The following is a 26,861-nucleotide window of genomic DNA, read 5'->3' on the forward strand; positions in this document are numbered from 1 at the left end:
GGGATTATACGTCTTCCGCCCGGATCTGGCGGTAAACTTCAGGTGTTGGATTGTAAGCGGTGTTACCCACTTTAATTGCTGCTTGTAATGCTGCTGCTGCTTCGTTCCACTGCTCTTCTGAACGGGCGTGGATAACGGCCAGCGGCGTATCCTGGTCAGCGGTCTGACCAAGACGAATAAAGTTGTCGAAGCCTACGGCGTAATCGATGCTGTCCGTTGCCACGCGGCGGCCACCGCCCATGCCAACGACTGCCATACCAATCGCACGGGTATCCATCGCAGATACGATACCAGCTTCGCTTGCAAATACCGGCTTAACGATGTCAGCGCGGGCCAGGTACTTGTCATAGTTTTCCATAAAGTCCAGAGGACCACCCAGACCAGCAACCATGCGGCCAAAGCACTCTGCAGCTTTACCGTTGTCCAGTACCGCCATCAGTTTAGCGCGGGCTTCCGCAGTGTCTTTCGCCAGGTTACCCAGAACCAGCATTTCTGCACACGACGCCATAGTCACTTCAAGCAGGCGAGGGTTACGGTATTCACCGGTCAGGAAGCGAACCGCTTCACGTACTTCAGTAGCGTTACCTGCAGATGACGCCAGAACCTGGTTCATATCAGTCAGGATTGCTGTGGTTTTGGTGCCAGCACCGTTGGCTACTGCAACGATAGATTTCGCCAGCTCTTCAGATGCTTCGTAAGTTGGCATAAATGCGCCAGATCCTACTTTCACATCCATCACCAGAGAGTCCAGACCTGCCGCCAGTTTCTTCGACAGGATAGACGCAGTGATAAGAGAGATGTTATCTACGGTCGCGGTGATATCGCGGGTCGCGTAAACGCGCTTATCTGCCGGAGCAAGATCACCGGTCTGACCGATGATGGCAACACCAGCGTCTTTGGTCACCTGACCAAATACTTCGTTAGTCGGAGTAATGTTGTAGCCCGGGATAGCTTCCAGCTTATCCAGGGTACCGCCGGTGTGGCCCAGGCCACGACCTGAGATCATTGGTACGTAACCGCCACACGCTGCCACCATAGGGCCAAGCATCAGTGAAGTTACGTCACCCACACCACCGGTAGAGTGTTTGTCGACGATTGGGCCATCAAAGTTCATGTGGCTCCAGTCGATAACCATGCCAGAATCGCGCATGGCACAGGTCAGAGCAATACGCTCTGGCATGGTCATCTCATTAAAGAAGATGGCCATCGCAAAGGCTGCAATCTGTCCTTCTGAAACAGTATTTTTTGCAACACCTTGAATGAAAAAGTTAATTTCGTCAGCGGTCAGTACTTCGCCGTCACGTTTTCTGCGAATGATTTCCTGTGGCAGATACATTAGTTCCTCCTCAGCATTTGCCGAGCTATTAATTAGTGTAGGGTATAGGAGATAAAGTGGGGCGAATTTGCCCCACTCTGTTCTGGCAGCTTAGTAAGCTGTCGGATCAGCGACTTCGTTGGTCACTTCTAATGTATTCAGCAGATTAGTCAGCAGGCTTGATGCACCAAAGCGGTAGTGCATGTTGTCTGCCCAGTCTGCGCCCAGGAGCTCATCCGCCATTGCAAGGTATGCTGCTGCGTCTTCTGCAGTACGAACGCCGCCAGCTGGCTTAAAGCCAACTTTTTCAGCAACACCCATATCACGGATAACTTCCAGCATCATACGCGCGTACTCTGGCGTCGCGTTTACCGGCACTTTACCGGTAGAAGTTTTGATGAAGTCAGCACCTGCTTCAATACAGATTTGAGATGCTTTCTTGATCAGCGCTTCTTCTTTCAGTTCACCGGTTTCGATAATTACTTTCAGAAGAATGTCGCCACACGCTTCTTTACACTGTTTAACCAGCTCGAAGCCCACTTTCTCATCACCAGCCATCAGAGCGCGGTATGGGAATACCACGTCTACTTCGTCAGCGCCGTAAGCAACTGCTGCTTTGGTTTCCGCTACCGCGATTTCGATATCATCGTTGCCGTGAGGGAAGTTAGTTACAGTTGCGATACGCACTTCTGGCGTGCCCTGCTCGCGCAGTGTTTTCTTCGCAATAGGAATAAAGCGAGGGTAAATACAGATTGCCGCTGTATTGCCTACCGGCGTTTTCGCATCATGACAAAGAGAAATAACCTTCGCGTCAGTATCATCTTCGTTCAGCGTGGTCAGATCCATTAGTTTCAGCGCGCGCAATGCTGCTGCTTTTAAATCGCTCATTTCTATCTCCGATCAGTATATTCATTCAGTAATGAACTCCCATGTTGGGAGTCCTGTACAACATGAACGGACTTGGTTCCCTGAAGACTTGAACCAGCGCCTGCTGGTTTCAATCGCTATCCCTGTCGCCGCACAGTACCAGTTTGGCCTATGGCACAGTACATCTCTTGCTGTGTCTAACGTACAAAAAAAGGCTGAGCCCCGGTCGCTTAACTACCGGCGCTTGTGCTTACTTCCTGTAAGTTTCAGCCGAAAAACTTCTCAATTATCCATTGATAAGCTATACCACCTAAATACACACCGACTATGCCCATCACCCCGGAAAGGACCGGTGGTGCCGGGATCGGCAGTTTGATGGCTGAAAACAGGACTCCAACGACGAATCCGGCAAGCATTGCCAGGATAACTTCATTCATGGGATTACCCCTGTATTCCACAGATATATACATTATAGATATTCAGCCAGAATCTGTAGTGTGATATAGAGCGCAAACGGTTTGTATCTCAAAAAAACAGAATTATGGTTCTAAGGTTTAGTTGCAAAAGTCCGGTTCCAGGCGCTGGGCGGCAGAATCCAGTATCCCGGTTGCAATGACAACTCTTTCCTTCAACCAACTTCAGTTTTTCTGAATTTCATTAACGGGTGCTCCATTTGCCTAGCGCCCAGAGCCAAGTGCCCAGGGCCTTAATAAACACACCCACCTATAAACAAAAACACCCCGCAGCAATCACTTGCTACGGGGTGAGATTATAACGGCGTCTATAAAATATCAGCCTTTAATTACATTGCAGCCAGGCTCAGGCAGAAGCCTGCAATGGTAGCTGCCATCAGGTTAGATAGCGTACCAGCGATAACTGCTTTAATACCCATACGCGCGATGTCCGGACGGCGTTTTGGCGCCAGGCTACCCAGACCACCCAGCAGGATCGCGATAGAAGAAAGGTTCGCGAAGCCACAAAGAGCGAATGAGATGATTGCTTTAGTCTTCTCAGACAGTACTACCGGAGCAGTTTCACCCAGGTAAGGGGCAAACTGAGAGTAAGCAACGAATTCGTTAGCGATAGTCTTCATACCGATGAACTCACCAGCAACAGTCGCTTCAGCCCATGGAACACCGATCAGGAATGCCAGAGGTGCGAACACGTAACCCAGGATCATTTCCAGGCTCAGTTCAGGCATACCAACCCAGCCACCGATGCCACCCAGCATACCGTTAACCAGAGCGATCAGACCGATGAATGCAATCAGCATTGCACCAACGTTCAGTGCCAGCTGAAGACCAGCAGATGCACCGCCCGCAGCCGCGTCGATTACGTTAGCAGGTTTGTCGTCGCCTTCAGCGCCGATGTCCTGCATCTGCTCGATTGGCTCGTCAGTTTCAGGTTTGATGATTTTAGCAAACAGAAGACCACCAGGTGCTGCCATGAAAGATGCTGCAACCAGGTACTCAATTGGCACGCCCATAGAAGCGTAACCCGCCAATACACCACCAGCGATAGATGCCAGACCACCACACATTACCGCAAACAGCTCAGACTGAGTCATTTTTGGAACGAATGGACGTACAACCAGAGGTGCTTCAGTCTGACCAACGAAGATGTTCGCTGCTGCAGACATAGATTCCGCACGGGATGTACCCAGAGCTTTCTGCAGACCGCCACCAAGAATCTTGATAACCCACTGCATAACACCCAAGTAGTACAACACTGAAATTAGAGCTGAGAAGAAAATTAGTGTTGGTAGTACACGGAATGCGAATACGAAACCGCCACCGCCGAATACTTCAAACATTTTGCCAGATACCAGGCCACCGAACAGAAACGAAGTACCATCGTTACCGTAGTTGATGACGCTTGATACTGCATCAGAGAATCCGCGCAGGAGTTCCTGGCCCCATGGTACATACAGGATGAACGCACCCAGGGTAAATTGGATAGCAAAAGCACCACCCACAGTACGAACGTTAATTGCTTTACGGTTGTCAGATAGCAGAACTGCGATTGCAATCAGCACTACCATACCAACCAGGCTCATAAACAGGCTCATAGTTTATGACTTCCTTATTAGTTATTTATTGGCGTGTTACAAATTGGCGTTATTAAAACGAGGGCAATTATAAGCGCCATTCGCGGGATAAAGTAATGGCGCAGTCACATTTCGTGACACCGTATTGCGGGGATTTGGACGTAAATGTGAGTATTATCACAATAAGCAAACGTGTAAATGCAAAGATTACACTCGTTAACCGGCTACGATTCACGTTTTAAAAATAGTTGATTGCTTTTTTGCCAGATCTGCGCTGCAATCGTTTGCTTTGACTCTGATCGCAAGTTGCAAAGTTCTTTTAACACATGGCATACCCTTTGCGGCAGATTCACCTCCCCCTGAAATCCATTTAATGGCATATCCGGCGCGTCCGTCTCCAGCACCAGACTATCCAGCGGTAACCGCCTCACCGTCTGACGGGTTTTGTTAGCCCGCGGATAGGTAATGGTTCCTCCCACACCAATCGCAAACCCCAAACCCAGCCAGTCATGCGCCTGTTGCAGGCTGCCACTGAATCCGTGGATAACCCCGCCCTGATCAAATCCGCTGCTGCGCAAAAGCTTCACCATCTCCTGGTGTGATTTTCTCTGATGCAATACCAGCGGCAGACCAAACTGTTTCGCCAGCTGCACCTGAGCATCAAACAGCGCCAGTTGCATGGCTCTGTCTGGCCCTTGAATGGCAAAATCGAGACCACATTCCCCCAACGCGACACAGAATCTGCCCGCAGAAGCCAGTTGCCGCTCGAGCTGGCTGAGATGCTCAGACTGGTGCTCAGCAGAAAAATAAGGGTGCAACCCCAGCGCAAAGTACACACCGTCAAACCGCTCAGCCAGTGCGCTGACCTTATCCCAGTTACGCGCGCCGACCGCCGGCACCAGGAAGCGCTCCACCCCAGCCTTATTCGCATCAGCGATCACCTGAGCGACATCACCGATGCGTTCAAAATCGAGATGGCAGTGAGTATCAAACAGCCGGAATTTATCGCTGCTCATCCTGCTTATCCTGTTTTTTCTCTGGCTGAGGGTCCTGGCGATAAGGCACACAGGAACGCTTCTGATCAGGCGTCAGCCCCATCTGGCGGCACCAGTTGTCGTAACGTTTTAATAGTTTTTTAAGCCAGCTTATCATTCTCTGCTCCCTGAAATGGTCCTGTGGTCCTTTGGTTCTGTGGGGTATTTTGCTGTTCATTATACATCCACCACAGCACCATTAAAAAAAACGCCCGTTGATACATCAACAGGCGTTTCTCATTAACTCAGCAAATCACCAATTAGTGCTCACGGGTCGCACGGAACTGAATGTCCGGGAAACGCTCCTGAGCCAGGTTCAGGTTCACCATAGTTGGGGCGATGTATGACAGGTTGTCACCACCGTCCAGTGCCAGGTTAGTCTGGTTCTTACGCTGGAACTCGTCGAGTTTCTTCTCGTCGTCACACTCTACCCAACGGGCAGTGGCTACGTTCACGCTCTCGTAAATCGCTTCTACGTTGTATTCCGCTTTCAGACGGGCAACCACCACGTCAAACTGAAGCACACCAACCGCACCCACGATCAGGTCGTTGTTTTGCAGCGGACGGAACACCTGTACAGCACCTTCTTCAGAAAGCTGTACCAGACCTTTCAGCAGCTGCTTCTGCTTGAGAGGATCTCTCAGGCGGATACGGCGGAACAGTTCCGGGGCAAAGTTTGGAATACCGGCAAACTTCAGGCTTTCACCCTGGGTGAAGGTATCACCAATCTGGATGGTACCGTGGTTGTGCAGACCAATGATGTCACCTGCATAAGCATTTTCGGCGCGCGAACGGTCACCGGCCATAAAGGTTACCGCATCGGAAATATTGATTTGCTTGCCAAGACGAACGTGGTTCATCTTCATGCCCTGCTTGTAGGTGCCCGATACGATACGCATGAACGCGATGCGGTCACGGTGTTTCGGGTCCATGTTGGCCTGGATTTTAAATACGAAGCCAGAGAACTTCTCTTCAGAGGCTTCTACTTCACGCTCGTTTGCCTGACGTGGCATCGGAGACGGAGCCCAGTCAGTCAGACCGTCCAACATATGGTCAACACCAAAGTTACCCAGTGCAGTACCAAAGAATACCGGCGTCAGTTCACCTTTGATGAACAACTCACGGTCAAATTCGTGTGACGCGCCAAGAACCAGCTCAAGCTCTTCACGCAGCTGCTCAGCCAGCTCTTCACCCACGGCTTCATCCAGCTCAGGATTATCCAGGCCTTTTACAATGCGCTGCTCCTGGATGGTATGACCCTGACCGGTCGAGTACAGAATGGTCTCGTCACGGTGAATATGGTAAACACCCTTGAACTCTTTACCACAGCCAATCGGCCATGAAACCGGTGCACAGGCGATGTTCAGCTCGCTTTCAACTTCGTCCAGCAGTTCCATCGGATCACGGATGTCACGGTCAAGTTTGTTCATGAAGGTTACGATCGGCGTATCACGCAGACGGGTAACTTCCATCAGCTTACGGGTACGGTCCTCGACACCTTTGGCCGCATCGATCACCATCAGACACGAGTCCACAGCAGTCAGAGTACGGTAGGTATCTTCCGAGAAGTCTTCGTGTCCCGGAGTATCAAGCAGGTTAACCAGACATTCGTTGTACGGGAACTGCATGACCGAGGTGGTTACCGAAATACCACGCTCTTTTTCCATCTCCATCCAGTCTGACTTGGCGTGCTGCGCTGAGCCACGGCCTTTTACGGTACCTGCGGTCTGGATCGCGCGTCCGAACAGCAGCACTTTTTCAGTGATGGTGGTTTTACCCGCATCCGGGTGAGAAATAATTGCGAAAGTCCGGCGCTTGGAGACTTCCTGCATAAAAGGGGAATTCGACATCGATTTTATCTTCTTTCTTAAATACCCGCCCGGCACAAAAGGCCTCACGGGAAAGGATTCTGCAGAATCACACCAGCGGTGTGCATGTAGGATTGATTCGGCGGTCAGTATTACATTGGCAGAGCCTGAGCTGAGTGATTCACAAGTGAGCGCAATTGTATGAGATCCACCACCGGCTTTCCAGTATTGGTTAAAATCTGTGCCTGCCTCTGCATATTGAAGCAGATCACAATCACCTGAAAACCTTTTGCCCGGAAGAAAACCTGGTGCTCAATACTGCAATTTGTGTCGCAATACTGCTGATAAATATGATACAAAACATTCACATACACAGATAATTATCTACAATCCTGTCATTACAGGACGTTATTCGGGAGTTGGCAATGAAAAGGATTCGCCTCTGGCTGCTGTCGGGTCTGAGTCTGTTTGCGACGGGAACCGCCCCGCTGATGGCAGCCCCGCAGAAGGCAGCCCCGCTGAGTTTTGCTGCGACCCACTATCCACCGTTTACTGTTGTTTCTGAAATTGGCCCGGTTCAGGGACTCAGCACCGAGATCGTCACAGCCGCCTTTGCCCGGCAAGGGATCAAAATCGACGTTTCCACACCACCCTGGGCCCGGGCGCTGAAAAGCGTACAGTTCGGCAAAATGGCCGGCCTTGTCAGCTGCACCCGTAACGGGGAGCGGGATGCCTACCTTCTCTACTCTATGCCTATCAATGAGGTTCATATCGGGCTGACCGCCAAAAAGGGAACCCCGCTTCCGGCTACCAGCAGCGCGCAGGATCTCGCCAAACTGAAATTAATCGCCATCCGCAAATGGAGCAGCCAGAGCGAACTGGAAAGCCGCAACATTCCCCACACCACGGTGGAAACCATTCCCCAGGCACTGGACATGCTGATCATGCGTGATTTTGACGCCATTTACAGCGGCACTGAAAGCGTCAGTTACTACGCTCAAAAAGCCGATATCGCCCCTCAGCTCAAGCACGTCCCTCTGCCGGACCGCCCGGCCCAGACCCTGCACATGTGTCTGAGCAAAAATATTCCCGGGGCCGGAATTACGATGCAGCGCTTCAATCAGGGGCTGGCAGACATTATCGCCAGCGGCGAGTACGCTGGTATTATGCGTAAATACTTAGGGGAGCCATCGGAATGATGCCGCTACGCAGCAGGCGCCGCTCACTGGCCACCAACCAGACCATAAGCGTATTTCTGTTCGCATTGATGCTGGGGCTGATCTTCAGCTTCTACCAGATCCTGCTCGATCTGCACCAGGAACGAAAGCGCCAGCTTGAACACTACAACTTCCGGCTGGAACAAAACTATACCACCGCTACCCGGGCTGCATATCACCTCAATCCCCTGCTGGCCAAACAGGTCGCCATGAGCCTGATGTCTGACCCGGCCATCAGTCTGGTCACAATAGAGGATGACTTTGGTGACCTGCTCGCTTCGGAAACCCGCCGCGTCGATCAGGGAGACAAGCTGAGCCGCTGGCTGGCACTGCACCTGTTCAGCAAAAATAAGATCTACAGTTCCGTGTTGCATCAAAACGACTCCCGCACCCAGGTGGGCAAACTGTCGTTTACCGTTGACGGGGCTGCCGCCGCTCAGACATTTATCACCCGTGCCCGCTCGCTGCTGATGTTTGACCTGGCGCGCAATACGCTGCTGGCCGCCATACTGCTGTTTTTCTTCTATCAGACCATTTCCAGGCCCGTGATGGAGCTGACCGGCTGGGTGCGCTCGCTGCAAAGCCGTAACGGTTCACATGCGCTGCCAGGGCATATCCGTGATGATGAGTTCGGACAGCTTGCCCTTGCATTCCAGGCTCTGTGGCAAGAACGCGAGCAAACCACCAGTGAACTGAACCGCAATATCGAAGCACTGGCGAAAAGCGAACACTTCACCAGCACTATCATGGATAACGCCCACGATGCCCTGTTGCTGATCAACCGGCTCGGGATCATCGCTCACGCCAACCGGCAGGCAAGCCGCGCGCTGGGGTACAACAAGTATCAGCTGCTGGGACGAAAAGCCGTAGAAGTGAGTGTCAGTTACTCGGTGGATTACCTTCAGTTCAAACTTCAGCAGCAAAAAGGCGGGTTTGTGCTGTTCGAGGCCAGCCACCGTAACTCTGACGGGAAAAGCTACCCCGTTGAGGTCTCGGCCAGTGAGCTGGAAGTTGATGGCGAAGAGATGATTCTGCTGCAGGCGCGGGATATATCCGGCCGTAAACAGGCAGAGAGACAAATTCATGACCTCGCCTACTACGACAGCCTGACCGGACTGCCAAACCGCAAACAACTGCTTGATGCCCTGAACGAAAGCCTGCAAAAAGCCCGCCGTACCAGCGAAAGCGGCGCACTGCTCTATCTCGATCTGGACCGGTTCAAAACCATCAACGACTCTCTTGGTCATGAGATCGGCGACAAACTGCTGGTCAGTGTTGCCAGAAGGCTGCAGAAACACCTCGACCCGATCCACTTCTGCGCCCGGGTCGGCGGGGATGAATTTGTGCTGCTGCTGCCCAATACCGATTACGGCCAGATCCCGGATTTTTGTCAGCGCCTGCTCGATATGGCCGGTGCACCTTACTGCATAGAATCACACCATCTGTACTGCACCATGACCATTGGTATCGCGCTCTATCCCAACGCCAATGATCAGCCACTGGACATCCTCCGCCAGGCCGACACCGCCCTTTATCGCGCTAAGGCGCAGGGCAGTAACCGTTTTCTGTTCTATGAGTCTGAAATGCAAAACCAGGTGGACTCGTACCTGACCATAGAAAAAGGCCTGCATGAAGCCCTGCAGCAGAATCAGTTTGAGCTGCATTTTCAGCCTCAGTTTGACGGGGAAAACCTGATGACAGGGGCTGAGGCCCTTATCCGCTGGCGCCACCCGGAGCAGGGGCTGATCCCGCCCGGGCTGTTTATGCCGATCGCCGAAGAGACCGGCCAGATCATTCCGATTGGTAACTGGATCATCGAACAGGCCTGCCTTCAGCTGGCCTACTGGCAGAGCCAGAAACTGTTACCTGGCAGCTTCCGCCGCCTTGCAATAAACATCAGTCCAATGCAGTTTGCCCAGCCACAGTTTGTCAGCCAGCTGGTAGCCAGCCTCGAAGCGCATGGCCTGGAAGCCGAAATGATAGAGCTGGAGCTGACGGAAAACATGCTGCTGGAAAACATTGATGACTGCGCGCGTAAAATGGCTGAACTGAAACGGCACGGCTTTGCCATCGCCATTGATGATTTCGGTACCGGCTACTCATCTCTGAAGTATCTCAAACGCCTCGCGCTGGACGTACTGAAAATCGACCGCTCCTTTGTCCAGAACCTGCATCTGGAAAAAAATGATGAAGCGATCGTTGATACCGTGATCCTGATGGCGGAGAGACTGAAACTGAAAGTGATAGCGGAAGGAGTCGAGCAAAAACCAGAACTTGATGTTCTCAGGCAGCTCGGCTGTGAACATTTCCAGGGATATTACTTTTCACGGCCGCTGAGTGCCGCCGACATGACCTCTCTGCTCGAAAGGCCACTGGTGCACCTGGAGGAGTAGCCTAAAGAAACAGGCAGCTCATTACCACCGCGTCTTCACGGCCACTTGGTGCAGGATAATAGCCGCGGCGTCGATCCACTTCGTTAAAACCTGTGCTGTGATAGAGCCCCAGTGCTGCCGCGTTCCCGGCCCGCACTTCCAGCCAGGCACTTTCTGCCCCAATACTCTGGCAGTGCTCCATAAATCCTTCCAGCAGACGGCGGCCAAAGCCTTTGCCCTGCAGTGCCGGGTCAACAGCGATATTAAGCAGGGTGACTTCTCCGACGATGTTCTGGGCGTAGAAATAACCGGCCACCTGACCGTCACACAGCAATACATGATGACAGGCGCCGCGTGAAGAAAGATCGCGAATCATCGATTCTGACCATGGATGACTGTGCGCCTGGCGCTCTATCTGCCAGACCTCATCAAGATACTCCCCGGAAAGAGGAAACAGTTTAATGTCCATAAGCTTTGATCTGCTGCCACAGGGCACGTTTGTTCTCAATATTGCCGTCAACGTCAGCAAGGCCCGGAGAATACAGCGACTGCTCAGCATCACAGGCCTGCTGCTCACAACCGGCAAACCAGACCCATTTCAGGCCACGGCTGTCAAACCCATTCAGCTGATGCGGCGCCAGATAAAAACAGTGACTCAGTTCAACGCCCAGCGTTGGGGCGACCTTGCTTAAAAACAGGCTCTCACGTTCACTCGGCGCAACCGGGGAAACCAGCACAAGCCGGCACTCTTCAGGCAGGGAACAAAGCTCTGTTTCCTGAGTCAGCCCCAGACGCTCAGGACGGGCCAGTGACCACTGGTCAATGCCCATTTCAGCCAGGTATTGTTGCTGCGCCTGTCTTTGTTGCGACGGCCTTTGCTGAGATGATGACATGCTTGAAATCAGATGATAAATAGTGTGGCGGGATAATAACAAAGGCCGGGGGGATACTCCACCGGCCCGAAAGAGGATTGCAGCTGAAGTTACACTGCGGCGAACTCTTCGCTGTACTGAACCTGGCCAGACACGCCATCGAGGTGCTCCGGCTCAAAACCGGTCACCAGAAAGGCATCCTGCGGTACATCCCACTGACAGCTCAGCTGATGCTGATGAGCGGGCACAAAACCAAAGCGCTGATAGTAAGCCGGATTGCCCAGCACCACACACACCGGGTAACCCAGTTCAGCCAGTGACGCCAGCCCTTCTTTTACCAGCAGTTCACCAATGCCCTGGTTGCGGTATTCCTCTTTAACAGCCAGTGGTGCCAGCCCCTGCCAGTTGCGGTCTTCACCCCTGAGCAGAACCGGGGAAAACAGCACGTAGCCGATCACTTCGCCTTCATCGCTGCAGGCTACCAGCGACAGGCTGCGCTTGCCATTTTCACGCAAAGACATCACCAGCGATGCTTCAGCGGGGGTATCAAAGGCGCCTTTCAACAGCTGGTCGACAGGCAGAATATCTGCCGGTGCTTCAGTTCGTATAAGCATTCATCGCTCCCTGCTGCGCCGGCTGAGACTGCAGCCCTTTCTGTACAAAATCCGCCAGGTGCTCAAGTCCGCTGCGCATCGGCGCAGGCAGTGCGTCCAGGTCTACGCTGTCCATCAGATTTTTCACTTCCAGACCCAGCTCTGTATCGCCCTCGATACTCAGGCGACGCTGGAAAAACAACGTGTCAGGGTCTTCTTTACGACCGGCGATCAGCACCAGGTCATTGAGCTCTCCACTGAAGCTGACATCCTGCTGCTGCGGACCATCCGCCACCACCAGTTTGTCATCCTGATAACTGATAAACCAGGCCAGCCCCAGGTCACGTACTTCCACCTTCAGCCATTTGTCTTCAAGAAACTCAAAGTCACCGTCTTCCAGTGCTTCGTGGAAAACATGCTTCAGGCCTTCAAGCAGGATCCGTTTCTGAACGGCATGGGGAAGAAACTGGGCTGGAGGTCTCAAAACAGAAGCCGCGTTTTGTACCAGTTGAGCTCTAATCTTATTAAACACGCTAATATCTCTTGTATCTGTAGCCCGTGGCACGCAGCCCTGTAGAAAAGGATACAACGGCACTGAGCGGGGGCAGGTATAAAAACTCATACTAGTGGATTCTACACCCCAAATTCATGTTATGCGTCAAAAAAATTCGACCTGACATCCACTGAGCTTTTACATCTGTGTTTTCAGGGTTATAGTTAGTAAACCTGTTTTCTCAGGCGTCAGCCACGGCTGGTATGCCCTCCGGCATGTATGGATTGCAAGACTTCGGAACAAATTGATGCCAACAGAACAATTACAACACTGGTTTTCAACACTTACTGACAACAGCCCTTTCTTTTTTGCGATCCTTGACCACCAGCACAACTACCGTATGGTCAACGAGCGTTACTGCGAGATTTCCGGCCTGGACAAAAGTGACATGATCGGCATGTGCGACAGGCAGGTGCTCGGTGATGCCTTTTACAAGAGCCTGCGCCCGTATTATCAGCGCGCGTTTGACGGCGAAACCATCGAAGCGGAAATCACCCTTAACGACCATAATCTTGAAACCAGCCTGCACTTCAGCCTGGCACCGGTGACCGGTAACGGGCAGATTGAGTACATCACGTTTCACGCAATCGACACCTCCGAAAAACAGATTCTGGTCCGTTCACTGGAAGAATCAGAAAACAAATTCAACCGTTTAACGGAACTGCTGCCAAGTGGCCTGCTGCTGATTGAAGATGGCTGCATTATTTCAGCCAACCCGGCGGCGGCGCGTATGCTCGGTTTTAATTCTCATCAGGAGTTGCTGGGTGAAGAACTCAGCCGGCTGTTTATTGATGAAAAAACAAAACGCACTTTTGGCAGCCAACTGCTGCACCTGCTGTCTGAAACCAGCCTGACCTGCCTGACAGGCGCCCGCTGCGGTATCGAGCGTCAGGTTCGCCTTCAGGCCGAAACCACCACCATTTTAGGTAACCAGTCCCACATCGTTCTGGTGGAGGATGCCGGAAAGGAGCCGTCATCCGGCGCAGCGCCGGTCAATGAAAGCTCGCATATCGATTCGCTGACCAAACTGTACAACCGCTTTGGCTTTACCCGCCGTCTTGAGCAGTTTATTCAGAATGAAACGCCGCTGGTGATGCTCTACCTCGACATTGATAACTTCAAAAACATCAATGACTCACTGGGCCACCACATCGGTGACAAAGTGATCAAAGAAGTCTCCTCACGCCTGCAGCGACTGCTGCCGTCTCAGGCGGTACTTGGCCATCTGGGCGGGGACGAATTTGGCATTATCCTGCCCGAGCCGGACCATAACCGCACCGCCGACCTGCTGGCAGAGCGTATCATCTCACTTATCAACCAGCCGTTTGATCTGCACCATTTCAGTAAACGTCTGGCCTGCTCTATCGGCAGCGTTAATTACCCGGGAGACGGACACGACGCCCGTATCCTGTTGCAAAATGCCGATACGGCAATGTATGAAGCGAAAGACCGTGGCCGTAACCGGCTGATCAAATTTAACGACCAGATGAACAAAGAAGCCCGGATGCGTCTGTGGCTGGAGATCGAACTGCAAAAAGCGCTGCAGCAAAACGGCCTGGAAGTCTGGTACCAGCCAAAAGTGAACGCCAAGGATTTCAGCATCAACGGCGCTGAAGCCCTGGTGCGCTGGAAGCACCCGGTAGAAGGCTATATCAGCCCGGGCGCCTTTATCCCGGTCGCCGAACGCGCCGGCCTTATCGAGCAACTTGGCCGGGTGGTGATGCGCGAAGTGTTCTCTACCGTGAAACGCTGGAAAGTTCAGGGGATTCTGCCGGGGCGCGTGGCGATTAACCTCTCCCCGGAGCAGTTCGGTAACCCCAAACTTATCGACTATATGGAAAAGCTGCTGCACACCACCGAGCTTGACCCGGGCTGCATCACTTTTGAGCTGACCGAAAGCGCGGTGATGAGCGACAGCGAGCACACAGTTCAGATGCTCAACGCAATCAAAAACCTCGGCTTTGCCCTGTCAATCGATGACTTCGGTACCGGCTACTCTTCGCTTTCTTACCTGGCGCGCTTCCCGCTGGATGAGCTCAAGATTGACCGCGCCTTTATTACCGATGTGGATACCCTGCCAAAACAGGTGACGGTTATCGAAAACATCATCAACCTTGGTAAATCCCTCAACCTGTCTGTAGTTGCAGAAGGGGTTGAAACCCGTCAGCAGGCTACCCTGCTCTCCAATCTGGATTGTCACTCAATCCAGGGCTTCCACTTCTACCGCCCGCAACCGAAAAGCGAGGTGGAGGAACTGCTGGTGCAAAACAGAAGGCATAAAAACTAGTTTTTGGGTTCTCGGTTCTCGGTTCTCGGTTCTCGGTTCTCGGTTCTCGGTTCTCGGAGATTATTGTCTCAGGCGCTTTATTCAAAACACAACAACTGACTTCCCCGCTCCCAAAAGCGCAGCGCCCGCGTACCACGAACCGCGTACCGCTAACCAATTAAAGAAAACCTGCCTCACATCAATTTCGCCGTTCATATTTCTTCATAAAATACCTGTTTACAAATGATAATAAACAGGTAACAAGTACATGGAACTTCTGTGTCCCGCAGGGAACCTGCCTGCACTCAAAACCGCCATAGATTGCGGGGCTGACGCGGTGTACATCGGATTTAAAGATGACACCAACGCCCGCCACTTTGCTGGTTTGAATTTTGCCGGGAAGAAATTAGACAAAGCCGTTCAATATGTTCACGACCACAACAAGAAGATCCACGTGGCCCTGAATACGTTTGCTCACCCGTCCGGATTTGAACGCTGGACCCAGGCGGTAGACCGCGCAGCCGAAATGGGGGTGGATGCGCTGATCGTCGCTGATATTGCGATCCTCGATTATGCCGCAAATCGTTACCCTGAAATGGAACTGCACCTCTCTGTGCAGGCTTCGGCCACCAACGTCGCTGCAATTAAGTTCTATCAGGACAACTTCAACGTAAAGCGCGTGGTGCTGCCACGGGTACTCTCTATTCACCAGGTCAAACAGCTGTCACGTAACATTCCACAGGGTGTGGAGCTGGAAGTGTTCGCGTTTGGCAGCCTGTGCATCATGTCCGAAGGCCGCTGTTACCTGTCGTCTTATATGACAGGGGAATCTCCGAACACGGTTGGTGCCTGCTCACCAGCAAAGTATGTACGCTGGCAGGAAACAGACAAAGGGCTGGAATCCCGCCTGAACGATATTCTGATTGACCGCTACAGCCACGGTGAAAACGCTGGTTACCCAACCCTGTGCAAAGGCCGCTTCGACGTAGAGCTTGATGGCGAAAACAAACGCTACCACGCCCTGGAAGAGCCAACCAGCCTCAACACCCTTTCCCTGCTGCCGGAACTGTTCGCCGCTAACGTAGCTTCAGTGAAAATCGAAGGCCGTCAGCGCAGCCCGGCCTATGTCGAACAGGTCACCCGCACCTGGCGTGCGGCGATTGACCGCTATCAGGCCAATCCGGAAGCGTACCGGGTAGAACCTCAGTGGGACGCCGCGCTGGCGAATGTCTCTGAAGGCACCCAGACCACCCTTGGCGCGTACCACAAGAAATGGCAGTAAACAGAGGAAGGACATCATGAAATACGCACTTGGCCCACTGCTTTACTTTTGGCCAAAGCAGGATATTCAGGCCTTCTATGACAAGGCCGCCGGCAGCAGCGCAGATATTATTTACCTTGGTGAAAGCGTCTGCTCCAAGCGCCGCCTGATGAAACAGGGCGACTGGCTTGAAATCGCCCAGGCTCTCGCCGCCCAGGGCAAGCAGGTCGTACTCTCCACTATGGCTCTGCTCGAAGCGCCGAGCGAAGTAAACGTGATGAAGCGTTATATTGACAACGGCGAGTTCAGCATCGAAGCCAACGATGTCTCTGCAGTCCAGCTCGCCAGTGAGAAGAAAGTACCGTTTGTGGTTGGCCCGGCGGTTAATGCCTATAACGCTCACACCCTGAAACTGTTTCTGAAACAGGGCATGATCCGCTGGTGTATGCCGGTGGAACTGTCACGCGACTGGCTGAGCACTACCCTGGCACAGTGTGAAGAGCTGGGTATCCGCGACCAGTTTGAAACGGAAGTCTTCAGCCACGGCTATCTTCCGCTGGCTTACTCAGCGCGCTGCTTTACCGCCCGGGCAGAAAACCGTCCAAAGGATGAGTGTGAAACCTGCTGTATCAACTATCCGAATGGCCTGAAAGTGGCCAGCCAGGAAGGTCAGGAAGTGTTTACCCTCAACGGTATTCAGACCCAGTCCGGTTACTGCTATAACCTGGTTAACGACCTGAACTCAATGAAAGGTCTGGTGGATGTGGTTCGCCTGAGTCCGCTGGGGCTGGAGACATTCAGCCACCTGACTCAGTTTAAGGCCAATGAACAGGGGCAGCAGCCGGTTAAGCTCGACAGCCACCACTGTAACGGCTACTGGCACAAACTTGCAGGGCTGGAAACCACCACCCGCTGATACGAAAAAGGCTCACTGATACGTGAGCCTTTTCTTTGCTGCTGCGGGCTGCCCTATAAGGCTTCAGCCGGTTTCATCACCGCCTCTCCGCGTAACGCTTTCAGGTCTTTTCGCATAATAACCACTGCCAGCAGGGTCATCGCGATATTGGATGCAGGATATGCCAGCCATACCCCCTCCGTACCCCAGAGCTTAGGAAACAGCAGCAAAAATGGCACCTGAAACAAGATGTTTGCAACCGACACCAGTGCCGCCTTGCGTCCAAGCCCCACCCCCTGATAAAAAGCCGCGACCACGACCAGAAAGCCATCAAGGAAAACCACAAACAAATGCAGACGAATGCCCAGTACCGTATGTAATTTCAGCTCAGGATCAGTGTTATTGAACACCGCCACGATCTGTTCAGGAAAGATGTTCAGCCCGACAACAAACAAAATGCCACCCACCAGCGTCGTGACCAGGGCTACCTGCAATAGCTTAAACACATTATCCAGACGTCTGGAGCCATAGTTATAACTCACCAGTGGCTGCATACCGTTGGCAAAGCCCTCGGCCACCAGGTAATAAACGGTCACAACATAACTGATAATGGCGTACGCACCAACAACAACCGAACCGCCATACAAACTGAACATCCAGTTGTGCATGGCAACCATGACTGCACCATACGCATACATAAAGAGGCTTGAGCTGCCGATACTCAGAATCGTTGGCACGGACGTCCACTGAATACGAAAACAGTGGATATCCAGCCGAAGCGTTGCCCTGGCACTGAAAAAATAACCAACCCCGGCCAGACTGATGCACAATTGTGCCAAAGCCGTCGCCAGGGCTGCCCCCTGAAGCTCCCAGTCCAGAAGAACGATGAAAACATAGTCCAAAACGATATTTAGCAGAGCCCCAAGCACCATCAGCATAGTGGCAAGGTTAGGACTGTTGTCGTTCCGGACCAGAAACGGGATCGCCATCGATCCCAGCGTAACCGGCAGAGTCAGGGCCAGAATGTCCAGATACTGCATGGCCAGCTCACATTCATTGCCATCCGCCCCCTGCCAGGCAACCAGGGTCGGAGAAAACAAATACAGCAATAAAGACAGGCAGGGTGAAAACAGCAGGATCAGTACAAGGCCCGTAGCCATGGTTTCCCGGGCAAGATTCAGATGACCTTCGCCCTGACGGATCGACGCTAGGGCTCCGGTCCCGACACCGAGCATCAGTCCGATACCAACCATGACACTGATGATTGGCCAGGCAATGTTGATCCCCGCCAGGCCATCGGCACCAATATAGTGACCAATAAAGATACCATCTACCACCTGGTAGAGGCCATTGACCAGCATAGCAGCCACAGTCGGCAGCGCGTAACGCCAAAACTGGCGGACAATAGATTCTCTTGTGCTCATAATAATTGTTCAATTATTTATTTTAATTATAATTTCAACATCGAACTATATCAAAGTTTGAGCCAGGGGGAAGCATCTTTTTTGATAAGGAAGGAATAAAATGCGGGGCAGCACGAAGTGAAAGCCTGCCCGCGCTGAACTGCACAGGCAAGCCTTTGTTTTATTGAGAGGTATTTTCCTGCTGCTGAGCAAGCTCTTTTTCTTCTCTCAGCTGCGAATAAATATTTCCGAGTTCCAGCAGCGCGTAGCGGTGCTCGACATACTCATAGACATTAAACGATACTGCCAGCTTGTAGAGTGAAATGGCATTGGCATAATCACCCGCGATCTGATAGCGCTTACCCAGGTAAAAATAGGCTTCGGTAAGGCGCTGTGACAACAGCTCGTTGTTACGGGTGGCATCGACGATGGCACGAAACGCGGTTTCCTCTGAGATCTCATTGAGCATCAAAGCTGCCATGATCCAGCCCCAGCGGTCAGTACGGGCATCATAGTGCTGTTTGAGATCTGCCAGTGCCCCCTGAGGGTCACTTTCACGCTGGATAAGATACAGCCACATAGCACGGAACGGGTCTTCCGGCTCATCCTGGTAGTGTTTTTCCATCGCTTCCAGCGCCAGCTCATAGCGGCCACCGTAGTAAAGGGCGATGGCACGGTTGCGTTCGGCGTATTCGTTGGACGGGTCCAGCTCAAGGGCAGAGTCAAAAGAATCAAAGGCCACATCAAACTCACGCTTCTCGGTGAAATAGACACCAAGCAGATTAAACACATCCGGCTGGCGCGGATTCAGGTTAATCGAGCGTTCAAAGTCCAGCCTGGCCAGGTCACGCAGACCCACACTGTCATAATAGTTGCCGCGCTCATAATACATCTTGGCCCGGACATCATCACCGAGATCTTCCCGCTTCAGAAGCTGGGTAAGACGGGCGATCTGAACTTCCTGCTGCAGGCTGGGCTGCAATGGCACTGCCATCGGAGGGTAGAGCCACTGACTGTTGTTTGTTGTTGCACAACCGGATAAAAGCAGCATCCCGCTGACGGCCGCACATTTAAACCATTTGACCAAACTGAATCTCCTTGCTGCCCTTAGATAATAAAAAGAGGGGCTTATAGCCCCCCTTTATATCATGCTTTCACGCGTTTGCGTATGCCCGGCGGATTATTCCTGGCCTGACTGCGCATTGTCTGCTGCATCTTCAGCTGGTTTCTCAACCGCTTCTTTCATGCTCAGACGAACACGACCCTGACGGTCGATTTCCAGTACTTTAACCTGTACTTCCTGGCCTTCAGTCAGGTAGTCAGATACTTTCTCTACACGCTTGTCAGCGATCTGAGAGATGTGTACCAGACCATCTTTACCAGGCAGTACGGTTACGAACGCACCGAAGTCTGCCAGACGTGCCACTTTACCAGTGTAGATGCGGCCAACTTCAACTTCAGCAGTGATCGCTTCGATACGTGCGATAGCGTCTTTCGCCTGGTCGCCGTCGGTTGCTGCGATCTTGATAGTACCGTCGTCTTCGATTTCGATGGTAGTACCGGTCTCTTCAGTCAGCTGACGGATAACCGCACCACCTTTACCGATAACGTCTTTGATCTTCTCAGCGCTGATCTTCATGGTGTGGATACGTGGAGCGAACTCAGAGATCTCTTCACGTGCACCAGAGATTGCCTCATCCATTACAGACAGGATGTGCTTACGCGCGCCCTGAGCCTGGTTAAGAGCGATCTGCATGATCTCTTTGGTGATACCTTCGATCTTGATGTCCATCTGCAGAGCAGTAACACCGTTAGAAGTACCCGCCACTTTAAAGTCCATGTCACCAAGGTGGTCTTCGTCACCCAGGATGTCAGAAAGAACAACAAAGTTGTCGCCTTCTTTAACCAGACCCATCGCGATACCTGCAACAGATGACTTGATTGGCACACCAGCGTCCATCAGAGCCAGAGAAGTACCACATACAGAAGCCATAGAAGAAGAACCGTTAGATTCAGTGATTTCAGAAACCACACGAACCGTGTACGGGAACTCGTCTACAGAAGGCATTACCGCAGCGATACCACGCTTAGCCAGTTTACCGTGGCCGATTTCACGACGCTTAGGAGAACCAACAAAGCCAGTCTCACCTACACAGTATGGAGGGAAGTTGTAGTGCAGCAGGAAGTGATCTTTACGCTCACCAGTCAGCTCATCAATGATCTGAGCGTCACGCTGGGTACCCAGAGTCGCAGTTACGATAGCCTGAGTTTCACCACGGGTGAACAGAGCAGAGCCGTGAGTACGTGGCAGTACGCCGGTACGAACGTCAAGAGCACGAACCATGTCTTTCTCACGGCCGTCGATACGTGGTTCACCAGCGATGATGCGGCCACGAACTACGTTCTTCTCCAGAGAGCTCAGCATGTTGCGGACTTCCATTTCGTCCTGCTCTTCGTCTTCAGCCAGAATCGCTTCAATCACGTCGTTCTTGATAGCGCCAACCTGGTCGTAACGCGCCATTTTCTCAGTGATCTGGTACGCTTCAGACAGACGCGCTTCAGCAAGAGCTGCAACTTTTGCTTTCAGTTCAGTGTTTACTTCTGGTGCAGTCCATTCCCATGCCGGGGTCGCTACTTCTGCTGCAAACTCGTTGATCGCCTTGATCACTGTCTGCTGCTGGTCGTGACCGTAAACAACGGCAGACAGCATCTCTTCTTCAGTCAGGTTGTCTGCTTCAGACTCAACCATCAGCACTGCAGATTCAGTACCTGCAACAACCAGATCCAGGCGAGAGCCTTCCAGTTCTGTTGCGCTTGGGTTCAGTACCAGCTGGCCGTCAATGTGACCAACACGCGCTGCACCGATAGGACCGTTGAACGGGATACCAGAGATAGCAAGAGCTGCAGAAGTACCGATCATAGTCGGGATGTCTGGCTGTACGTTCGGGTTAACAGACATTACAGTCGCGATAACCTGAACTTCGTTTTTGAAACCGTCAGGGAACAGAGGACGGATTGGACGGTCGATAAGACGTGCAGTCAGGGTTTCGCCTTCAGAAGGACGGCCTTCACGCTTGAAGAAACCACCTGGGATTTTACCTGCAGCGTAAGTACGCTCCTGGTAGTTTACTGTCAGTGGGAAGAAGTCCTGACCTGGCATTGCTTCTTTCTTACCAACAACAGAAACGAATACAGAAGTATCGTCCATGTTTACCATTACGGCTGCGGTCGCCTGACGTGCAATTACGCCCGTTTCAATCGTTACGGTATGGTTACCGTACTGAAACGTCTTAACAACTGGTTTTTCGAACATTGTTATTCCTTGTTCCGGGTGAAAGCCCGGAGTGTTTTTTTATGTCGTTCAAAGCGCACTAATCGCGACTAGTAAAAAGGGGCTCTGGGCTCTGGGCTCTGGGCTCTGGGCTCTGGGCTCTGGGCTCTGGGCTCTGGGCTCTGGGCTAAAAGACTACGACGCCCAGGGCCTAGTACCTAGTGCCCAGCGCCATTTGCTTCAGCAAACCGCTTTTTAATAGCCGCGACCTTTTGGTCGACTTGGTTGACTGTTACGCTTTGAGATTGAATGGCATTATCCGGAGCGGATTTTTACCGTGGGGTAGTATAACGGCTAATGCCGTCTTTGGCTAAATTTAGCCAACAAAAAAGGGGCTTAAAGCCCCTTTTTCGAACAAACTGTTCTTAGCGACGCAGGCCAAGACGTTTGATTAGGTCGTGGTAACGATCCAGATCTTTACCTTTCAGGTAGTCCAGAAGCTTACGACGACGAGAAACCATGCGTAGCAGACCGCGACGGCTGTGGTGGTCTTGCTTGTGTGCTTTGAAGTGACCCTGCAGGTGGTTGATAGAAGCAGTCAGCAGAGCTACCTGTACTTCTGGTGAACCTGTGTCGCCTTCGCCGCGAGCGTAATCAGCAACGATTGCTGCTTTAGTTTCTGCATTCAGAGACATAATTCTCTCCTAATAAGAGTTAAGTTTAACACTGTGCCAGCCAATCTCTGATTCAGCCGACACGAGGAGCGGGGATTATATGAGGGTTGCGAAGGAAAGGCAAGGGTTATGGCGGTTCTATGGTTCTATGGTTCTATGGTTCTATGGTTCTATGGTTCTATGGTTCTATGGAAGTTTAACTACAGGACCACAGGACCACAGGACCACAGGACCATTATCTCTCCCGCGGACCACGAACCCCGTACCGCGAAACCAAAAAAAGCCCCGAAGGGCTTTTTTATTCTTCATCCCGAAAAACGACAAGTCGCTTCGGAGCAATCTTTCCATCGTCGTCGATTTCACCAACGCCGATGAAAGTGCCTTCGCAGGTCATACGAACCTGGCCTTCCTGCGGGCCGCCGAAGACCTGGACTGGCTGGCCGTGCTGGGCCATGTCTGCCAGTTCCGGGATCAGAGCCACTTCAGGCAGGTCCTGAACTGCGGTGTCCATTGGCATCAGCAGCGGGTCCAGCAGTTCGCGTGGAGCAATATCTTCCTCGCGGGCTTTTTCCAGCAGGGCTTCCAGTTGCTCCAGGGTCACCATACGCTCATACGGGTAGTTGGAAACACCGGTACGGCGCAGGTAAGTTACGTGCGCGCCACAGCCCAGCATCTCACCCAGATCGTCAACGATAGTACGGATGTAAGTGCCTTTTGAACAGTGTACTTCCATCTCGATTTCGTCGCCGTCAAAGCGAAGCAGTTCGATAGAGTAAACCGTAATAGGACGGGACTCACGTGGCACTTCGATACCTTCACGGGCGTACTCGTACAGGGGCTTACCCTGGTACTTCAGTGCCGAGAACATGGATGGGATCTGCTCGGTTTCACCACGGAACTTAGCGATGCAGCGCTCAAGCAGACCACGGTCTACTTTCACCGGGCGGGTTTCGACCACTTCACCGTCTGAGTCAGAGGTGTTGGTGCGCTCGCCCAGTTTCGCTTTCACCACGTAGCGCTTGTCCGAGTCCAGCAGGAACTGGGAAAACTTGGTGGCTTCACCAAAACAGATCGGCAGCATGCCGGTTGCCAGCGGATCCAGCGCGCCGGTGTGGCCCGCTTTCTCTGCAAAGTAGATGCGCTTCACTTTCTGCAGCGCATCATTGGAAGTAATACCGGTTGGTTTATCCAGCAGGATCACCCCATCAACAGGGCGTCCGCGACGACGTCCGCGACGACCCATTACTCTTCATCCTCACGGCCGGCATCTGCTTTCTTCGCATTGTCCTTGCTGACAACTTCAGTCACCAGGTTAGACATACGCATACCTTCAACCAGAGTGTTGTCGTAGGTAAAGCGAACTTCCGGTGTCAGACGCAGACGAATGCGCTTACCCAGCATCATGCGGATATGCGGTTCGTGCTCTTTCAGTGCCGCCAGACAAGACTCAGGAGTCTGCTCACCAACACACAGGAAAGTCACGAAGACTTTCGCGTAAGCCAGGTCGCGGGATACTTCCACGTCTGAAATGGTCACCATGCCCAGGCGCGAGTCACGGACTTCGCGTTGCAGGATCATGGCCAGCTCTTTTTGCAGCTGCTGAGATACACGCTGCGTGCGGCTAAATTCTTTTGACATATCTTTTCTCTTAAATAGCAAGAATGGGGGGATGGATTTACCCAGCCCCCCATGGTGTATTTAACAACCATTACCTGTCGGTAATTTTAGTCAATTAGTCCAGTGTACGTTTGATTTCCACGATTTCGAACACTTCGATCTGGTCACCAACGCGAACATCATTGTAGTTCTTAACGCCGATACCACACTCGTAGCCGTTCTTAACTTCCTGAACGTCATCTTTAAAGCGACGCAGAGACTCAAGCTCACCTTCGTAGATAACAACGTTATCACGCAGTACGCGGATTGGGTTGTTACGCTTGATCAGGCCTTCAGTAACCATACAGCCTGCAATCGCACCCAGTTTCGGCGACTTAAATACGTCACGAACCTGTGCCAGACCGATGATTTCCTGCTTGAACTCAGGAGCCAGCATACCGCCCATCGCCTGCTTCACTTCGTCGATCAGCTGGTAGATGATTGAGTAGTAACGCAGATCCAGGTTCTCAGCTTCAACAGTACGACGAGCAGATGCATCAGCACGTACGTTAAAGCCCAGTACGATAGCGTTAGACGCTGCAGCCAGAACCGCATCGGTCTCGGTGATACCACCAACACCAGAACCTACGATGTTTACTTTCACTTCGTCGGTAGACAGTTTCAGCAGTGAGTCTGCGATTGCTTCCACAGAACCCTGTACGTCCGCTTTCAGTACTACGTTCAGTTCAGCAACTTCACCAGCAGCCATGTTAGAGAACATGTTCTCCAGCTTCGCTTTCTGCTGACGGGCCAGCTTAACTTCACGGAATTTACCCTGACGGTAGTTAGCAACTTCACGCGCTTTACGCTCATCACGTACTACGGTCGCTTCGTCACCAGAAGTAGGTACGCCAGACAGACCCAGGATTTCTACCGGGATAGACGGACCCGCTTCGGTTACTTCGTTACCAATTTCGTCGCGCATTGCACGAACACGGCCATATTCCTGACCACACAGAACGATGTCACCCTTGTGAAGGGTACCAGACTGAACCAGTACAGTAGCAACAGGACCGCGGCCCTTGTCCAGACGTGATTCAACAACCACACCTGATGCCATGCCATCTGCAACTGCAGTCAGCTCAAGAACTTCAGCCTGAAGCAGGATAGCTTCCAGCAGACCGTCGATGTTGGTGCCCTGTTTCGCAGAGATGTGAACAAACATGTTCTCACCGCCCCACTCTTCAGGGATTACATCGTACTGAGCCAGTTCGTTCTTAACGTTATCCGGGTTCGCTTCTTCTTTATCGATCTTGTTCACAGCAACGATCAGCGGTACACCCGCTGCTTTCGCGTGCTGGATAGCTTCGATAGTCTGTGGCATTACGCCATCATCTGCCGCTACAACCAGAACAACGATATCGGTCGCCTGAGCACCACGGGCACGCATTGCGGTAAACGCGGCGTGTCCAGGAGTATCCAGGAAGGTGATCATACCGTTGTCAGTTTCAACGTGGTACGCACCGATGTGCTGGGTAATACCACCCGCTTCACCAGATGCAACGTGAGTACGGCGAATGTAGTCCAGCGTAGAGGTTTTACCGTGGTCAACGTGACCCATGATGGTAACAACCGGAGCACGTGGCACTGCTTCTGCATCGTTGTCACGATCAGACAGTACTGCTTCTTCCAGTTCGTTCTCTTTACGCAGGATAACTTTGTGACCCATCTCTTCAGCTACCAGCTGAGCCGTTTCCTGGTCGATAACCTGGTTGATGGTCGCCATTGCGCCCATCTTCATCATCACTTTGATGACTTCAACGCCTTTCACTGACATCTTGTTTGCCAGCTCAGAAACAGCGATAGTTTCGCCGATCACAACGTCCTGCTTAGCGACGGTTGCCGTTTTATCGAAGCCATGTTGCATCGAGGTAGGTTTCGCCAGCTTGCCTTTGTTGCGGCCACCACGGCCACGCTGATTTCGACCGCCGCGGTCATCGTTGCCAGAAGCTTTTTTCTTCTTCTTACGACGAGCACCTTCTACACGACGGTCTGCTTCATCTTCGGCTTCACGTGCATGTTGTGAAGTCGTTACATGGTAATCTGTATTTTCCATATCACCCTTTTTCTTTTCTGCAGCAGACCAACGCTCTTCGTTCTTTTCAGCCAATTCGCGAGCTTCTTCAAGCTTGCGCTGACTTTCCTCTTCAGCTTTACGTTTAGCTTCTTCTTCCTGACGACGCTTAAGCTCATCGGCCTCTTTTTGCGCTGCTTCTTGCTTCGCTACTTCTTCAGCACTACGTTCAGCTGGTTTTGCTGCCTTAGCAGCCTGCTCAGCTTCACGTTTTGCTTTCTCTTGAGCTTCACGTTTGGCTTTTTCTTCTGCCTCACGTTTCGCTTTCTCTTCCGCTTCACGCTTGGCAGCTGCTTCAGCTTCAAGACGTGCTGCCTCTTCGGCTTCACGTTGTGCTGCTTCTTCTGCTTCGCGCTTCGCTTGTTCATCTACGGCACTGCGCTTAACGTAGGTACGTTTCTTGCGCACTTCCACCTGAACATTCTTACTTTTGCCGCCACCTGCAGCCACGCTCAGCGTGCTGCGGGTTTTTCGCTGCAAAGTCAAACGGGTAGGACCTGACTCGCCGGAAGTATCTCCGTGCTCTTTTTTCAGGTGAGTAAGAAGCTCCTGCTTCTCTTCGTCACTCACCAAGTCACTGCCCGCTTTTTTCATGCCTGCATCAGCAAGTTGCTCAATCAAGCGGTCTACCGGAGTGCCAATTTCCTCACTCAGTGCTTGTACTGTAAGTTTTGTCATCCGCA

Annotated in this window: 23 protein-coding genes; 5 read left to right on the top strand and 18 right to left on the bottom strand. The window is 52.3% G+C overall.

The window, feature by feature from the left end; genetic code table 11:
- Positions 1–4 precede the first annotated feature (4 nt).
- From deoA to prfC, 7 genes are all read right to left on the bottom strand, one after another.
- Positions 5–1,336, bottom strand: coding sequence for a thymidine phosphorylase (deoA, locus tag ACVB80_RS12110; RefSeq protein ID WP_481081540.1), 1,332 nt, complete (start codon positions 1,334–1,336; stop codon positions 5–7).
- A gap of 90 nt (positions 1,337–1,426) precedes the next feature.
- On the bottom strand, positions 1,427–2,203 hold the full coding sequence (gene deoC / locus ACVB80_RS12115; protein ID WP_481081541.1) for a deoxyribose-phosphate aldolase: 777 nt from the start codon (positions 2,201–2,203) through the stop codon (positions 1,427–1,429).
- Positions 2,204–2,448: 245 nt separating this feature from the next.
- Entirely contained in the window at positions 2,449–2,619 is a 171-nt protein-coding gene (locus tag ACVB80_RS12120) for a XapX domain-containing protein (protein ID WP_481081542.1), read from the bottom strand.
- Between the two features lie 365 nt (positions 2,620–2,984).
- On the bottom strand, positions 2,985–4,250 hold the full coding sequence (locus tag ACVB80_RS12125; protein ID WP_481081543.1) for a NupC/NupG family nucleoside CNT transporter: 1,266 nt from the start codon (positions 4,248–4,250) through the stop codon (positions 2,985–2,987).
- A 203-nt stretch (positions 4,251–4,453) separates the two neighbouring features.
- Positions 4,454–5,245, bottom strand: a complete 792-nt coding sequence (locus ACVB80_RS12130) for a TatD family hydrolase (RefSeq protein ID WP_481081544.1) — start codon at positions 5,243–5,245, stop codon at positions 4,454–4,456.
- Entirely contained in the window at positions 5,232–5,378 is a 147-nt protein-coding gene (locus ACVB80_RS12135) for a DUF5363 family protein (RefSeq protein WP_481081624.1), read from the bottom strand. Before ACVB80_RS12135 ends, ACVB80_RS12130 begins: the two co-directional genes overlap by 14 nt.
- Before the next feature lie 145 nt (positions 5,379–5,523).
- Positions 5,524–7,113, bottom strand: coding sequence for a peptide chain release factor 3 (gene prfC, locus ACVB80_RS12140; RefSeq protein WP_481081545.1), 1,590 nt, complete (start codon positions 7,111–7,113; stop codon positions 5,524–5,526).
- A gap of 383 nt (positions 7,114–7,496) precedes the next feature.
- Here prfC and ACVB80_RS12145 point away from each other — a divergent pair, with 383 nt between their 5' ends.
- Positions 7,497–8,270 (top strand): substrate-binding periplasmic protein, encoded by a 774-nt coding sequence (locus ACVB80_RS12145; protein WP_481081546.1) that lies wholly within the window; start codon positions 7,497–7,499, stop codon positions 8,268–8,270.
- Positions 8,267–10,681 carry an EAL domain-containing protein gene (locus ACVB80_RS12150; protein ID WP_481081547.1) on the top strand — a complete coding sequence of 805 codons (2,415 nt, stop codon included), beginning with the start codon at positions 8,267–8,269 and terminating at the stop codon, positions 10,679–10,681. The genes ACVB80_RS12145 and ACVB80_RS12150 overlap by 4 nt, the downstream gene beginning before the upstream one ends.
- 1 nt (position 10,682) lies before the next feature.
- Here ACVB80_RS12150 and rimI read toward each other — a convergent pair whose 3' ends face one another.
- From rimI to ubiT, 4 genes are all read right to left on the bottom strand, one after another.
- Positions 10,683–11,129 (bottom strand): ribosomal protein S18-alanine N-acetyltransferase, encoded by a 447-nt coding sequence (gene rimI, locus ACVB80_RS12155; RefSeq protein WP_481081548.1) that lies wholly within the window; start codon positions 11,127–11,129, stop codon positions 10,683–10,685.
- Positions 11,119–11,553, bottom strand: a complete 435-nt coding sequence (locus ACVB80_RS12160; RefSeq protein WP_481081549.1) for a DNA polymerase III subunit psi — start codon at positions 11,551–11,553, stop codon at positions 11,119–11,121. Before ACVB80_RS12160 ends, rimI begins: the two co-directional genes overlap by 11 nt.
- An 89-nt stretch (positions 11,554–11,642) precedes the next feature.
- A complete protein-coding gene (locus ACVB80_RS12165; RefSeq protein WP_481081550.1) occupies positions 11,643–12,146 on the bottom strand; it encodes a GNAT family N-acetyltransferase in 504 nt (167 codons plus the stop codon).
- Complete coding sequence (gene ubiT / locus ACVB80_RS12170; RefSeq protein ID WP_481081551.1) at positions 12,130–12,657, bottom strand: ubiquinone anaerobic biosynthesis accessory factor UbiT; 528 nt, start codon at positions 12,655–12,657, stop codon at positions 12,130–12,132. Before ubiT ends, ACVB80_RS12165 begins: the two co-directional genes overlap by 17 nt.
- Before the next feature lie 268 nt (positions 12,658–12,925).
- Here ubiT and ACVB80_RS12175 point away from each other — a divergent pair, with 268 nt between their 5' ends.
- The 3 genes from ACVB80_RS12175 to ACVB80_RS12185 all read left to right on the top strand — a co-directional run bounded on the left by ACVB80_RS12175 (position 12,926) and on the right by ACVB80_RS12185 (position 17,121).
- Positions 12,926–14,965, top strand: a complete 2,040-nt coding sequence (locus tag ACVB80_RS12175) for a sensor domain-containing protein (protein ID WP_481081552.1) — start codon at positions 12,926–12,928, stop codon at positions 14,963–14,965.
- Positions 14,966–15,212: 247 nt separating this feature from the next.
- Positions 15,213–16,226 (top strand): ubiquinone anaerobic biosynthesis protein UbiU, encoded by a 1,014-nt coding sequence (gene ubiU / locus ACVB80_RS12180; RefSeq protein ID WP_481081553.1) that lies wholly within the window; start codon positions 15,213–15,215, stop codon positions 16,224–16,226.
- A 16-nt stretch (positions 16,227–16,242) separates the two neighbouring features.
- A complete protein-coding gene (locus ACVB80_RS12185) occupies positions 16,243–17,121 on the top strand; it encodes a U32 family peptidase (protein WP_481081554.1) in 879 nt (292 codons plus the stop codon).
- Positions 17,122–17,174: 53 nt separating this feature from the next.
- Here ACVB80_RS12185 and ACVB80_RS12190 read toward each other — a convergent pair whose 3' ends face one another.
- From ACVB80_RS12190 to infB, 7 genes are all read right to left on the bottom strand, one after another.
- Positions 17,175–18,524, bottom strand: a complete 1,350-nt coding sequence (locus ACVB80_RS12190) for an MATE family efflux transporter (RefSeq protein ID WP_481081555.1) — start codon at positions 18,522–18,524, stop codon at positions 17,175–17,177.
- Between the two features lie 160 nt (positions 18,525–18,684).
- Complete coding sequence (gene nlpI / locus ACVB80_RS12195) at positions 18,685–19,590, bottom strand: lipoprotein NlpI (RefSeq protein ID WP_481081556.1); 906 nt, start codon at positions 19,588–19,590, stop codon at positions 18,685–18,687.
- Positions 19,591–19,683: 93 nt separating this feature from the next.
- Positions 19,684–21,816 carry a polyribonucleotide nucleotidyltransferase gene (gene pnp / locus ACVB80_RS12200; protein ID WP_481081557.1) on the bottom strand — a complete coding sequence of 711 codons (2,133 nt, stop codon included), beginning with the start codon at positions 21,814–21,816 and terminating at the stop codon, positions 19,684–19,686.
- Positions 21,817–22,199: 383 nt separating this feature from the next.
- Positions 22,200–22,469 carry a 30S ribosomal protein S15 gene (gene rpsO, locus ACVB80_RS12205; RefSeq protein ID WP_481081558.1) on the bottom strand — a complete coding sequence of 90 codons (270 nt, stop codon included), beginning with the start codon at positions 22,467–22,469 and terminating at the stop codon, positions 22,200–22,202.
- A gap of 277 nt (positions 22,470–22,746) precedes the next feature.
- Positions 22,747–23,691: a tRNA pseudouridine(55) synthase TruB gene (gene truB, locus ACVB80_RS12210; protein ID WP_481081559.1), complete on the bottom strand. Its 945-nt coding sequence runs from the start codon at positions 23,689–23,691 to the stop codon at positions 22,747–22,749.
- Positions 23,691–24,086, bottom strand: coding sequence for a 30S ribosome-binding factor RbfA (rbfA, locus tag ACVB80_RS12215; RefSeq protein ID WP_481081560.1), 396 nt, complete (start codon positions 24,084–24,086; stop codon positions 23,691–23,693). The genes truB and rbfA overlap by 1 nt, the downstream gene beginning before the upstream one ends.
- A 94-nt stretch (positions 24,087–24,180) precedes the next feature.
- Positions 24,181–26,856 carry a translation initiation factor IF-2 gene (gene infB / locus ACVB80_RS12220; RefSeq protein WP_481081561.1) on the bottom strand — a complete coding sequence of 892 codons (2,676 nt, stop codon included), beginning with the start codon at positions 26,854–26,856 and terminating at the stop codon, positions 24,181–24,183.
- Positions 26,857–26,861 lie beyond the last annotated feature (5 nt).

The sequence above is a fragment of the Vibrio sp. 9-16B-A1 genome (assembly GCF_056726165.1).

Bases quoted from the DNA above. Each gene is read 5' to 3' on its own strand.
- ACVB80_RS12145 (WP_481081546.1), top strand. From the start codon at position 7,497: ATGAAAAGGATTCGCCTCTGGCTGCTGTCGGGTCTGAGTCTGTTTGCG.
- truB (WP_481081559.1), bottom strand. From the start codon at position 23,691: ATGGGTCGTCGCGGACGTCGTCGCGGACGCCCTGTTGATGGGGTGATC.
- ACVB80_RS12125 (WP_481081543.1), bottom strand. From the start codon at position 4,250: ATGAGCCTGTTTATGAGCCTGGTTGGTATGGTAGTGCTGATTGCAATC.
- ACVB80_RS12160 (WP_481081549.1), bottom strand. From the start codon at position 11,553: ATGTCATCATCTCAGCAAAGGCCGTCGCAACAAAGACAGGCGCAGCAA.
- ACVB80_RS12190 (WP_481081555.1), bottom strand. From the start codon at position 18,524: ATGAGCACAAGAGAATCTATTGTCCGCCAGTTTTGGCGTTACGCGCTG.
- rbfA (WP_481081560.1), bottom strand. From the start codon at position 24,086: ATGTCAAAAGAATTTAGCCGCACGCAGCGTGTATCTCAGCAGCTGCAA.
- ACVB80_RS12130 (WP_481081544.1), bottom strand. From the start codon at position 5,245: ATGAGCAGCGATAAATTCCGGCTGTTTGATACTCACTGCCATCTCGAT.
- ACVB80_RS12175 (WP_481081552.1), top strand. From the start codon at position 12,926: ATGCCAACAGAACAATTACAACACTGGTTTTCAACACTTACTGACAAC.
- rpsO (WP_481081558.1), bottom strand. From the start codon at position 22,469: ATGTCTCTGAATGCAGAAACTAAAGCAGCAATCGTTGCTGATTACGCT.
- pnp (WP_481081557.1), bottom strand. From the start codon at position 21,816: ATGTTCGAAAAACCAGTTGTTAAGACGTTTCAGTACGGTAACCATACC.
- infB (WP_481081561.1), bottom strand. From the start codon at position 26,856: ATGACAAAACTTACAGTACAAGCACTGAGTGAGGAAATTGGCACTCCG.
- deoA (WP_481081540.1), bottom strand. From the start codon at position 1,336: ATGTATCTGCCACAGGAAATCATTCGCAGAAAACGTGACGGCGAAGTA.
- ACVB80_RS12165 (WP_481081550.1), bottom strand. From the start codon at position 12,146: ATGCTTATACGAACTGAAGCACCGGCAGATATTCTGCCTGTCGACCAG.
- ACVB80_RS12120 (WP_481081542.1), bottom strand. From the start codon at position 2,619: ATGAATGAAGTTATCCTGGCAATGCTTGCCGGATTCGTCGTTGGAGTC.
- ACVB80_RS12185 (WP_481081554.1), top strand. From the start codon at position 16,243: ATGAAATACGCACTTGGCCCACTGCTTTACTTTTGGCCAAAGCAGGAT.
- deoC (WP_481081541.1), bottom strand. From the start codon at position 2,203: ATGAGCGATTTAAAAGCAGCAGCATTGCGCGCGCTGAAACTAATGGAT.
- prfC (WP_481081545.1), bottom strand. From the start codon at position 7,113: ATGTCGAATTCCCCTTTTATGCAGGAAGTCTCCAAGCGCCGGACTTTC.
- ubiU (WP_481081553.1), top strand. From the start codon at position 15,213: ATGGAACTTCTGTGTCCCGCAGGGAACCTGCCTGCACTCAAAACCGCC.
- rimI (WP_481081548.1), bottom strand. From the start codon at position 11,129: ATGGACATTAAACTGTTTCCTCTTTCCGGGGAGTATCTTGATGAGGTC.
- ACVB80_RS12150 (WP_481081547.1), top strand. From the start codon at position 8,267: ATGATGCCGCTACGCAGCAGGCGCCGCTCACTGGCCACCAACCAGACC.